General features: G+C 51.2%; 13 protein-coding genes. 5 read left to right on the top strand and 8 right to left on the bottom strand.

Annotated elements, in window-relative coordinates:
- Positions 1 to 18 precede the first annotated feature (18 nt).
- Together alr and dnaB are read right to left on the bottom strand one after the other, a co-directional pair.
- Complete coding sequence (gene alr, locus AAIR21_RS22975; RefSeq protein WP_059306183.1) at positions 19 to 1,098, bottom strand: alanine racemase; 1,080 nt, start codon at positions 1,096 to 1,098, stop codon at positions 19 to 21.
- 16 nt (positions 1,099 to 1,114) lie between these two features.
- Complete coding sequence (gene dnaB, locus AAIR21_RS22980) at positions 1,115 to 2,527, bottom strand: replicative DNA helicase (RefSeq protein ID WP_008503375.1); 1,413 nt, start codon at positions 2,525 to 2,527, stop codon at positions 1,115 to 1,117.
- A 66-nt stretch (positions 2,528 to 2,593) separates the two neighbouring features.
- Here dnaB and AAIR21_RS22985 point away from each other — a divergent pair, with 66 nt between their 5' ends.
- Positions 2,594 to 3,577, top strand: coding sequence for a quinone oxidoreductase (locus AAIR21_RS22985; protein ID WP_014168211.1), 984 nt, complete (start codon positions 2,594 to 2,596; stop codon positions 3,575 to 3,577).
- A 184-nt stretch (positions 3,578 to 3,761) separates the two neighbouring features.
- Here the strand turns inward: AAIR21_RS22985 and pspG are convergent, their stop codons facing one another.
- Complete coding sequence (gene pspG / locus AAIR21_RS22990; protein WP_020882842.1) at positions 3,762 to 4,004, bottom strand: envelope stress response protein PspG; 243 nt, start codon at positions 4,002 to 4,004, stop codon at positions 3,762 to 3,764.
- Between the two features lie 135 nt (positions 4,005 to 4,139).
- Positions 4,140 to 5,177 (bottom strand): tRNA dihydrouridine(20/20a) synthase DusA, encoded by a 1,038-nt coding sequence (gene dusA / locus AAIR21_RS22995; protein WP_434682354.1) that lies wholly within the window; start codon positions 5,175 to 5,177, stop codon positions 4,140 to 4,142.
- Between the two features lie 90 nt (positions 5,178 to 5,267).
- Here dusA and AAIR21_RS23000 point away from each other — a divergent pair, with 90 nt between their 5' ends.
- The 3 genes from AAIR21_RS23000 to AAIR21_RS23010 are packed head-to-tail and all read left to right on the top strand — an operon-like array spanning position 5,268 to position 6,904.
- Entirely contained in the window at positions 5,268 to 6,365 is a 1,098-nt protein-coding gene (locus AAIR21_RS23000) for a tyrosine-type recombinase/integrase (RefSeq protein ID WP_422701725.1), read from the top strand.
- Between the two features lie 43 nt (positions 6,366 to 6,408).
- Positions 6,409 to 6,651: a DinI family protein gene (locus tag AAIR21_RS23005; protein ID WP_422701726.1), complete on the top strand. Its 243-nt coding sequence runs from the start codon at positions 6,409 to 6,411 to the stop codon at positions 6,649 to 6,651.
- 10 nt (positions 6,652 to 6,661) lie between these two features.
- Positions 6,662 to 6,904, top strand: a complete 243-nt coding sequence (locus tag AAIR21_RS23010; RefSeq protein WP_434682355.1) for a DinI-like family protein — start codon at positions 6,662 to 6,664, stop codon at positions 6,902 to 6,904.
- A 70-nt stretch (positions 6,905 to 6,974) separates the two neighbouring features.
- On the opposite strand, the gene AAIR21_RS23015 is transcribed toward AAIR21_RS23010, so the two are convergent.
- Together AAIR21_RS23015 and AAIR21_RS23020 are read right to left on the bottom strand one after the other, a co-directional pair.
- Positions 6,975 to 7,490 (bottom strand): DUF2165 family protein, encoded by a 516-nt coding sequence (locus tag AAIR21_RS23015; RefSeq protein WP_047357011.1) that lies wholly within the window; start codon positions 7,488 to 7,490, stop codon positions 6,975 to 6,977.
- 211 nt (positions 7,491 to 7,701) lie between these two features.
- Positions 7,702 to 7,908 (bottom strand): hypothetical protein, encoded by a 207-nt coding sequence (locus AAIR21_RS23020; protein WP_422701730.1) that lies wholly within the window; start codon positions 7,906 to 7,908, stop codon positions 7,702 to 7,704.
- Between the two features lie 511 nt (positions 7,909 to 8,419).
- Here AAIR21_RS23020 and AAIR21_RS23025 point away from each other — a divergent pair.
- Positions 8,420 to 9,340: a hypothetical protein gene (locus AAIR21_RS23025; RefSeq protein ID WP_025203561.1), complete on the top strand. Its 921-nt coding sequence runs from the start codon at positions 8,420 to 8,422 to the stop codon at positions 9,338 to 9,340.
- A 44-nt stretch (positions 9,341 to 9,384) separates the two neighbouring features.
- On the opposite strand, the gene AAIR21_RS23030 is transcribed toward AAIR21_RS23025, so the two are convergent.
- Entirely contained in the window at positions 9,385 to 10,014 is a 630-nt protein-coding gene (locus AAIR21_RS23030) for a tail fiber assembly protein (protein WP_047357010.1), read from the bottom strand.
- The coding region (locus AAIR21_RS23035) for a phage tail protein (RefSeq protein WP_434682356.1) at positions 10,014 to 10,506 on the bottom strand (493 nt) is incomplete at its 5' end. The genes AAIR21_RS23035 and AAIR21_RS23030, both read right to left, overlap by 1 nt.

Here is a 10,506-nt window from a genome sequence, read left to right on the forward strand (position 1 = left end):
CCTCCCTGGAAAGGTCTGTTAGTCGATGTACTTCATCGCAACCCTTGATGTCAGGCGCGTGATAAGTTCGTAAGCACTCACATTTGTGATTTCAGCGATGCGTTCAACAGGCAAACCCTTACCCCACATCACCACGTCATCACCCGGTTTATCCTGTGCATCTGGCCCGAGGTCAATGCAGATCATGTCCATCGCCACGCGGCCCACGATGTTCGCTTCACGGCCATTGACCAGCACCGGCGTGCCGGACGGCGCAGCGCGGGGATAACCGTCGCCATAGCCCATCGCCACCACGCCAAGGCGTGTGTCGCGCTCGCTGGTCCAGGTTCCGCCGTAGCCAACGGGCTCACCCGCTTTGTGATCGCGCACGGCAATCAGGTTAGACACAAGGGACATTACCGGCTGGAAACCAAAATCCGGCCCCCAGGGTCTGTTCTCCAGCGGAGAGACGCCGTAAAGAATAATGCCTGGACGCGCCCAGTCGAAGTGCGACTGCGGCCACAGCAAAATACCGCCAGACGCGGCAATGGAGCGCATTCCTGGCTTGCCTTCGCAGAAAGTATTAAAAATATCCAGCTGCTGCTCGGTCGCGCCACACTCGGGCTCATCGGCACGGGCAAAGTGACTCACGATATTCACCGGCTGACGGACGTTTTTGCACTGACACAGACGCTGATAAAACGCGTCCGCCTTTTCCGGGCGCACGCCCAGACGGTGCATGCCGGTATCGAGCTTCATCCAGACGGTGACCGGCTCACTCAGCTCGGCGGTTTCCAGCGCCGCGAGTTGTTCTTCGTTATGTACCGCGGTGTGCAGATGCTGGTCAGCAATGGTCGGCAGATCTGCCGCTTCAAAAAAGCCTTCCAGCAGCAAAATCGGTTGAGTGATCCCTCCCGCGCGCAGGCGGATGGCTTCTTCAAGACGGGCGACGCCAAAGGCGTCGGCATCGGGGAGCGTTCGCGCGGTCTCAATAAGACCGTGTCCGTAAGCGTTCGCTTTCACGACTGCAACGAGTTTACTGGCGGGAGCCAGTTCACGCAGACGTTGCAGGTTGTGTCGCAGAGCGCGGCGGTTAATGACTACAGTTGCCGCTTGCATTTGAATTCCTTAGAAATTACTCATCATCATATTGAGGACCGGCGTAGTTGTCGAAACGCGACCACTGTCCGTTAAAGGTCAGACGTACCGTACCGATAGGGCCGTTACGTTGTTTACCAATAATAATTTCGGCGATCCCTTTCAGGTCGCTGTTCTCGTGATAAACCTCATCACGGTAGATGAACATGATTAAGTCGGCATCCTGCTCGATGGAGCCCGATTCACGCAGGTCGGAGTTGACCGGGCGCTTATCAGCACGTTGTTCCAGGGAGCGGTTAAGCTGCGACAGCGCCACCACGGGCACATGCAACTCTTTGGCTAACGCCTTGAGCGAGCGGGAAATCTCCGCGATTTCCAGCGTACGGTTGTCGGACAGCGACGGCACGCGCATCAGCTGAAGGTAGTCAATCATGATAAGGCCAATGCCGCCATGTTCACGGGCGATACGGCGCGCACGGGAGCGCACTTCCGTCGGCGTCAGGCCGGAGGAGTCATCGATATAAATATTCCGTTTTTCCAGCAGGATACCCATGGTGCCGGAGATACGCGCCCAGTCCTCATCGTCGAGCTGGCCGGTACGGATACGGGTCTGATCCACGCGTGACAGCGACGCCAGAGAACGCATCATGATCTGTTCTGATGGCATCTCAAGACTGAAGATAAGAACCGGCTTGTCCTGCAACATCGCCGCATTTTCGACGAGGTTCATCGCAAATGTCGTTTTACCCATGGAGGGACGCGCGGCGACGATAATCAAATCCGACGGCTGCAGACCCGCGGTTTTCTTATTGAGATCGTCATAGCCGGTGTTCACGCCGGTGACACCGTCGTGCGGCTGCTGGAACAGTTGCTCAATACGCGCGACGGTGGCATCAAGCACATCAGCGATATTTTTCGGGCCTTCGTCTTTGTTTGCCCGGCTTTCCGCGATTTTAAAGACGCGGGACTCGGCCAGATCAAGCAGGTCTTCGCTGGTACGCCCCTGCGGATCAAAACCGGCTTCGGCGATCTCATTCGCCACCGAGATCATCTCACGAACAACAGCACGTTCGCGCACGATATCGGCGTAAGCACTGATGTTCGCCGCACTTGGTGTGTTTTTTGACAGTTCCGCCAGGTAAGCAAACCCACCCACGCTGTCCAGTTGCCCCTGACGCTCCAGCGATTCCGCGAGCGTGATAAGGTCAATCGGGCTGCCCGACTCCTGCAGACGTGCCATTTCAGTAAAGATATGACGGTGCGGACGGGTATAGAAATCCTCGGACACCACGCGCTCGGCGACGTCGTCCCAGCGTTCGTTATCCAGCATTAAACCGCCCAACACCGACTGTTCCGCTTCAATCGAGTGCGGCGGGACTTTTAATCCTGCGACCTGAAAATCACGCTCGCGAGGTTCAGTCTGTTTGTTGAAGGGTTTGTTTCCTGCCATAGTGAATGGAGTTACCGAGATAAAGAGTGGGTCGAAAGATTACCATATTTTTCTGACGGAGGGAGCATGGCAACGCGCATTGAATTCCAGAAACATGGTGGGCCAGAAGTGTTAAACGCGGTGGAGTTTACCCCCGCAGCGCCTGGTGAAAACGAAGTACAGGTTGAAAACAAAGCCATCGGCATTAACTACATCGACACCTATATTCGCGGCGGTCTCTATCCGCCTCCCTCCATGCCAAGCGGACTGGGAACGGAAGCGGCAGGCGTCGTGCTCAAAGTGGGCAGCGCCGTTAAGCATATTAAAGAGGGCGATCGCGTGGTGTACGCGCAATCCGCGCTGGGTGCCTACAGTTCCGTGCACAACGTGCCGGCCGATAAAGCCGCCCTTCTGCCAAATGCCATCTCGTTTGAACAAGCGGCCGCCTCATTCCTGAAAGGGCTAACGGTCTATTATCTGCTGCGCAAAACCTATGAGATCAAACCTGACGAGCAGTTCCTGTTTCATGCCGCGGCGGGCGGCGTGGGGCTGATCGCCTGTCAGTGGGCCAAAGCGCTCGGTGCAAAACTTATCGGCACGGTGGGCAGTGCACAAAAAGCCCAGCGCGCGCTTCAGGCCGGCGCCTGGCAGGTGATTAACTACCGTGAAGAGAGCATTGCTGAGCGCCTCAAAGAGATAACCAACGGCAAAAAGGTGCGCGTGGTTTATGACTCGGTGGGTAAAGATACCTGGGAGGCGTCGCTGGATTGTCTGCAGCGTCGCGGGCTGATGGTGAGCTTCGGCAACGCCTCGGGCGCTGTGACCGGCATTAATCTTGGCATTCTCAACCAGAAAGGGTCGCTGTATGTGACTCGCCCTTCCCTGCAGGGGTATATCACTAACCGGGAAGAGCTGATCGAGGCCAGCAACGAGCTCTTTTCGCTGATCGCCAGCGGCGTGATTAAAGTGGATGTGGCGGAGGCGCAGAAATACGCGCTAACCGATGCCAGGCGTGCACATGAGGTGCTGGAGAGCAGAGCGACACAGGGTTCAAGTCTGTTAATTCCCTGACCCCTAAAAAGAAATTGGGCTTCCCGTGGGAAGCCCTTTCTTTTTTTAGTTCGGCTGTATGTAGGGTACAGCTCGATGAATTCTTTAGCGGCAGTCATAGTGACAGATTCGATAAGTAAATCCTATTCTGTTCTAAGCAATGCTGCCGGAAAAGTTGCAGGTATGTGACGAACACCTCAATACCTTAGTAACGAAAACGGTTATTGCGCTGATAAGTGGGCAGTTTTGGTGATTTAATCGCCCGTATCACCCATACCACGGCAATGGCCAACAGCAGCCACGGCAGGAGCTTCAGCGTCAGGGCAAATAATCCCCCGATAAACATGACCACCGTCGCCACGACGATAGCCGCCAGAATCCCGAGCAGGGAAATCCCCGTCATCATTAGCATGACAAAAAAGCCAATCACAAAAAGTAGTTCTAACATGGTGCTCTCCCACGCGTTCCCGAATGATACCGCGATCATTACAAGAATCATGCCAACCATAACCCGCTGTTCTTAAAGCAAAACGCCCGCACGGGTGTGCGAGGCGTGGTGAATTTGACGATCTTTTAGCGAAAATTATCGCTTATCAGCGACCAGACGTAGCGCGTGTTCCAGCACCTCGATATCTGCACCGGCTTTATGCGCGTTCTCGCTAAGGTAGCGACGCCACTGGCGTGCTCCCGGGATCCCCTGGAACAGGCCCAGCATATGACGGGTGATATGACCAAGGTACGTCCCGTTACTCAGCTCACGCTCAATGTAGGGATACATGGCGCGTACCACGGCCACCGGGTCGGTATCTGCGCCTTGAACGCCAAAGATTTCCCTGTCGACCGTCGCCAGAATGCCTGGATTTTGATACGCCTCGCGCCCGACCATTACGCCATCCATATGCTTCAGGTGTGTTTTGGCCTCTTCCAGCGATTTAATGCCGCCGTTGATCGACATCGTGAGCTGCGGGAAGTCACGTTTTAGCTGGTACACGCGCGGGTAGTCCAGCGGCGGGATTTCACGGTTCTCTTTCGGGCTAAGTCCGGAGAGCCAGGCTTTACGCGCATGGATGATAAACATCTCGCACTCGCCTTTTCCGGAGACCGTATTGATAAAATCGCAGAGAAATTCGTAGCTGTCCTGGTCGTCAATGCCGATACGGGTCTTGACCGTCACCGGAATGGAAACCACATCGCGCATCGCCTTGATGCAGTCTGCCACCAGGGATGCATTGCCCATCAGACACGCGCCGAACATGCCGTTCTGCACACGATCAGACGGACAGCCAACGTTAAGGTTAATTTCGTCATAGCCGCGCGCTTCTGCAAGCTTCGCACACTGCGCCAGCGCAGCGGGATCGCTACCGCCAAGCTGCAGCGCAACCGGATGCTCTTCTTCGCTGTAGGCCAGATAGTCGCCCTTTCCGTGAATAATTGCTCCGGTGGTCACCATTTCGGTGTACAGCAGCGTATGGCGGGAGAGCTGACGCAGGAAGTAGCGACAGTGTCTGTCCGTCCAGTCGAGCATCGGCGCAATGGAGAAACGGGAGGGCGGGTGTTGCTGCGGATTATCAGGAACAATGCCCGTCTTACCTGATATTGAATTGGGTTTATTTAGGTGCATAAAGTAACCAAATAGTTTATTTTCTCTTTGTCAGCACCCCATAAGGAACCCCATTTCAATGGGGACCCAGAAACCGACAAGGGAATTCAGATGGCATACTATAGCATAGAGAAGCGCCAGCGCGCCGATGGAACAATACGCTACCGCTGCACTGTAGGGGTAAAACAAGGCGGAAAGTATATCTACCGAGAAAGCAAAACATTCGGACGTCACCAGTTGGCTAAAACATGGGGTGCCAGCCGGGTGACCCAGATAGAAACCGATGGGGTGCCGGGAGCTAGCAAATCTAATGACATTACAGTTGGTGACCTAATCACAAGATACCTCAACGATCCAGCCCTAGGTGGTAAAGCAGGTAGAACCAAAACTTACGTCCTGAATATGCTTGTCGATTGTGATATAGCAAGCATTAAACTCTCCGATCTCCAAGACCATCATGTTATTGAGCACTGCCGAGATCGTTCTTCTGCCGGAGCTGGGCCAGCTACGGTAGCTCATGACCTCAGCTATCTATCTTCTGTACTTTCCTGTGCCAAACCAATCTACGGCATTGAGTATACCCGTAACCCTGCCAAGGATGCCCGGCCAACAGCGCTATCGATGGGGCTCGTAGGTAAATCGCAACGCAGAGCCCGGAGGCCAGCAAGCGAAGAACTGGATCGGCTTATCACTGGCTTGAAAGAGCGGTCGAGTAAGCGCCAGTCGATAATCCCCTACGAAGATATTCTCAGCTTTTCTATATTGTCATGCATGAGGATTGGCGAAGTCTGCCGAATAAGGTGGGAGGATGTGGATTCAAAACAAAAGGCGGTAATGGTGAGAGACAGGAAGGATCCGAGAAAAAAAGCCGGAAACCACATGATGGTACCACTCCTCGGTGAAGCATGGGATATTGTTCAGCGCCAACCGAAAAAATCGGAGTTGATATTCCCTTACAAATCACCGTCTGTCAGCGCAGGCTTTCAACGAGTGAGAGATCGGTTGGGCATAAAGGATTTGCGCTATCACGACATGCGACGTGAGGCCGCCAGTAGACTCTTCGAGGCCGGATTTAGCATAGAAGAGGTCGCTCAAGTCACCGGCCATAGAAACCTGAACATTCTTTGGCAGGTTTACACCGAACTCTACCCAAAATCGCTTCACGAAAAATTTGACCAACTACAAAAATCAAAGTTGACCAAAAAATAATTTAACTGTACAAACAACCAGTATCACATATGGAGGAAAATCTATGTTTGTGGAACTGGTTTTTGATAAACGGAATGTCGCAGAACTGCCTGGCGCAGCCGAGATCATTCTGGCTGAGCTAACAAAACGTGTACATAGTATCTTCCCTGCCGCAGACGTTAGGGTTAAACCAATGCAAGCCAACGGTCTCAACACTGACGCCAGCAAAACCGAGAAAGAGAAACTGAACCGGATGCTTGAAGAAATGTTTGAAGAGTCCGACATGTGGCTGGTTACTGATATCTGAGGATGCGCGCATGCTTTACGTTGAAGTGACTATCGACAAGAAAAAGAAGCTACCCATTGGGGCCGTCTCTGCTCTGGCTGTTGAACTAAACAAGCGACTACAGCGCAAATTTTCTGATATTGAAGCCACCGTTCGCCTGGCAAGTATGGATGGGCTATCGGTACGCAACGGCACCACAGGGGACAAGGAAGTGATTGAAGAGATCCTGCAGGAAACGTGGGAGAACGCGGACGACTGGTTTGCCCGGGACTAAATTACCCGCAATCCAGAATTAGCCACCCTATCTGCGCTATTCAGTATAAAGTGGCAATATTAATTTCTGATTAATTACTTGATTCTTTGTGACTTAGAAAAACTATCAGCGCAAGGGTGTTGGGCAACATATAAAGCAATGCACCCAATTGTGTGGAAAGTGGGTTTTCTTTTGCTTCCCAAGCCATGAACCAGTCACCGGCAACCACCATGAAACCAATACCCCATACTAGAATTGCGCAAGCTGCACCTAGCATAGCCCACGCTTTCCCTAATGAGAATTGTTGGTACGGCTTCGCAAAGTTCTTGAGCATTAAAATCAAACCTACAGAAGCGAAAACACCAGCCAGGGTCTCCATTGTAGTAATAACAGCCAATCCTATATATGGAGCATCAGGTAAGTTTATTGCCCTCCACATTTGCCTTGGAAGGTTATATGTATCCTTCATCGACAACATTGTTCCCACAGCATTCTGGGCAGTATCGGAAAAATCAGCAACATTATTCATAAAGCTGAAAATACCCCATAGTGCCGGAAACAGCGCCATGATCAGACAAACCAAACGTGACACTTTAAGTTCATTCATCTCGTTACCTTAAACAAGTTTTAGGATCCTTAAAAACTCAATGGAAGACCCTAACTGTCAAGGCTATACAACGAGATAAACTTTCAAAATTCAGTAGTATTAATTATAAATATATTGACCTGCATGATTCCCGTTAGGAATATGTGATTCGTTTGGGAGATATCCCGAACTCGGCGCAGTACCCGCTGGCTCTGGGTGCTGCGCCACCTTCCTATTTATGATTCTTGGGCAACTCTATTGTCTTATGGCACATGAGGCAAAACGCTCTCTTTTTATGTGATTGCAAAAGCTCTTCCCACTCAGGCTCGCTCATTCCTCTTGAAGCCTTTTCCCTTAGTTCTGCGATGCGATCAATTTCATAGTAAGCACTCAGACAGCCGCAGTAAGGACACAGAACTGGACCATTATTAAGTTTCATGTAGCGAACGCCTTAATCATAAGTGAGGTTATAAAACGTACTCAAGGTAACGCCACATGACAACACGCGAAATGGTTCACAATGTAAATGATTACAATTTTCACGTAAGAAAAGAAATACACTTCAAAAAAGTAAATACGAGAAAAATAGCTAATCTCGCTTAGCCTGATACGGCTGCTACGTATGGCACAAAATCTTGACAATCACACCAACCCGTTAACAAATTTAGCGCGTCTGGTTCTTTCATCGGTTTCCAGACACGGCGCAGCACTCGCGGGCACTGGGTGCTGCGCCACCTTCCTGTATTGACTCCATGCACTCCCGTTTTGATTGTTCTCGTAGCACTACCTGACTGGATAGGGCTGCGTCACCCCATCGATGGCGGTGCTATCCGGCCTGCCAGGTTCGTTTTTCCCAAGGGAAAGCACTTACCCCACTCAGCAATGACTCAGCACATCCGCGATTTACCTGAAGTTATTGCTGAAAAATCTAAACTCCGAGGTATACATCTATGCAACCATTCAAGTGGACACCCGATCAAGACATGATATTCGACTCGGGCACAGGCTCCCAGGTTCTTACCGGGGGCAATTATAATATTAAAGGTGGTAGTTTATATTTTGATGCCCATGATGATGTTTTACTCCTGAGGAGCACAACCGGACTGGACTGGGGAGGGAGCAATCGAGTCACAGAGATAAAAAGTGGCAGCCTTGAAGTCACATTCACTAAAAGCATTCAATACCTAATTTCAGGCCATGTAAATATCGGCTTCAATGATATTGATGCATCTCTGTCCCTGATAGTTATTGCTCACGAGCAACCCGCCGGAAAGATGACTATTTTCGACTTTATCGGGGATGAAATAAAAATCGGGCCTTCAGGGAAGCTTGATATTTTATTTATTACGGAAAATATGGGTGTGTCAATTTCAGGCTTTGAACTCAAAGGCGCAGCAATTCTTAATGTTTGCACTGGCGACGGTCAAAATAATGAATTATACGGGGATGGCATAGTTTATTTGAATGACAGATCAAGGTTATTTATTGATACGCATAAGCTGGTTACGCAATCATTATCAATAAAAAATTCATCTTCAGCAATCATATGCACTGACATTTTTCAGACTGACACTGGAACAACAATAGATGTATCAGATAGCGGGTACATCTATCTTGGCTCGCGTGACTCATCGACCTTAGTCATACCTCAACGGACAGGACTATTTAATTTCATCAGCGAAGGTGCAATTGCTCCAACAATAGCCCTTAATGGTAATACTTTTGAAAATTCATTACCAATCAATAACGGATTTGGTCAGCAATGGCTTGAAGACAACAATATAATTTATGTCGACGGAAAGCCAGCCGCGAAAGGCGTTCTCAAGTTTGATTTTGCGTCTCAGGATGGAATAATGCTGGTTTCCATCTAACATCACACACCACACCCCATTGATTCTGGAGTGTGGTGGTTTGATTACTCTGGCTTTTTCGGCCACTCGATCTCAGGCGCATCTTCCGGCTTAATGCGGCTCACCAGTACGCTGTATTTCTCCCACGCTGCAAGGCGGAGCTTTTCTTCTTCGGTTGCCATGTCGTATTTTACGGCGCGGCTGAGTTGTTCGATGATTTCATCGGCTTCCCGCGTCAGGGCTTCAAGTTCGTCCTTCGCCGCAGCCACTTCTGCCGCATGCTGTGCATCGGTGTCCGTCACCCATTTGTCACCATCCCATTTATCAAACGGCGTTGCTGGGGCGAGAAGCGTAAAACCGTCAGGAATCGGGCCGATAAAATCAACAGTGAGTGAATCCCCCGTTTCAGTGCTGTAGATGAGCTGCCCGCGAAAATCATCGACCATCTCCCAGGCTAAGCCGTCAGCAGTCCGGCGAATGGCTCTGGTGTTGTCATCCGGTTCGGCGGGTTTATCGGTGTAAGAGCCCGCCGCGATACCCACGCCTTCCGTGCAATACTGCCAGTAGCAGGATGTGTATTCGCGGGTGGTGTCGTAGGCGCACTGGTACGTCAGTATCCAGCCCGCTTTTGTTGCCCAGCCCTCTGACCCCAGTACCGCACGTTCAAAATCAAGATTGTATTTTTGCTCAGTCATTATGCTGCTCTCACGATGTAGTTAAATGCCACGTTGGTTGGGCGGGTTTCCCGCTGGGTTTCAGATTCCGCCATAATCTGATAGGTGCCGTCATTGTCAGTACCTGTCGTCATGTAGTACCCGGTTTTAACGGTCGCGTGGTCATTCCAGGTTGTGTTTTTGTAAGTGCTGCCAACAGAGGAACGGGGAGCCTGGCTGGCCTGCGTACTGAGGATTGCTCGCCCGGCATCGATGTTTTTGCCGTTATCAAGACCACGGATAAACTGCGCGCGAAGGTCAGGTAAATTCCCTGACGGGTAGACTGCCGCCAGCTGCGGGCAGGTGGTTTTGTTGAAAGCAGAGCCGTTGCAGATAAGCCAGCCAGAGGGCGGCGTTGCAGTCGGCCACGGCAAGGGAATACCCGCCGGAATATTTTCTGATTTGGTCAGGTATCGGTTGTCAAAGTTGGTGTAGTTGCCGGGTATAAATTGACCGTCTTTAACCCACCTAAAA

It is taken from the genome of Enterobacter sp. PTB (assembly GCF_051130085.1).
GTDB lineage: Bacteria > Pseudomonadota > Gammaproteobacteria > Enterobacterales > Enterobacteriaceae > Enterobacter > Enterobacter ludwigii.

Bases quoted from the DNA above. Each gene is read 5' to 3' on its own strand.
- dusA (WP_434682354.1), bottom strand. From the start codon at position 5,177: ATGCACCTAAATAAACCCAATTCAATATCAGGTAAGACGGGCATTGTT.
- AAIR21_RS23000 (WP_422701725.1), top strand. From the start codon at position 5,268: ATGGCATACTATAGCATAGAGAAGCGCCAGCGCGCCGATGGAACAATA.
- pspG (WP_020882842.1), bottom strand. From the start codon at position 4,004: ATGTTAGAACTACTTTTTGTGATTGGCTTTTTTGTCATGCTAATGATG.
- AAIR21_RS23025 (WP_025203561.1), top strand. From the start codon at position 8,420: ATGCAACCATTCAAGTGGACACCCGATCAAGACATGATATTCGACTCG.
- dnaB (WP_008503375.1), bottom strand. From the start codon at position 2,527: ATGGCAGGAAACAAACCCTTCAACAAACAGACTGAACCTCGCGAGCGT.
- AAIR21_RS23020 (WP_422701730.1), bottom strand. From the start codon at position 7,908: ATGAAACTTAATAATGGTCCAGTTCTGTGTCCTTACTGCGGCTGTCTG.
- AAIR21_RS23005 (WP_422701726.1), top strand. From the start codon at position 6,409: ATGTTTGTGGAACTGGTTTTTGATAAACGGAATGTCGCAGAACTGCCT.
- AAIR21_RS23010 (WP_434682355.1), top strand. From the start codon at position 6,662: ATGCTTTACGTTGAAGTGACTATCGACAAGAAAAAGAAGCTACCCATT.
- alr (WP_059306183.1), bottom strand. From the start codon at position 1,098: ATGCAAGCGGCAACTGTAGTCATTAACCGCCGCGCTCTGCGACACAAC.
- AAIR21_RS23030 (WP_047357010.1), bottom strand. From the start codon at position 10,014: ATGACTGAGCAAAAATACAATCTTGATTTTGAACGTGCGGTACTGGGG.
- AAIR21_RS23015 (WP_047357011.1), bottom strand. From the start codon at position 7,490: ATGAATGAACTTAAAGTGTCACGTTTGGTTTGTCTGATCATGGCGCTG.
- AAIR21_RS22985 (WP_014168211.1), top strand. From the start codon at position 2,594: ATGGCAACGCGCATTGAATTCCAGAAACATGGTGGGCCAGAAGTGTTA.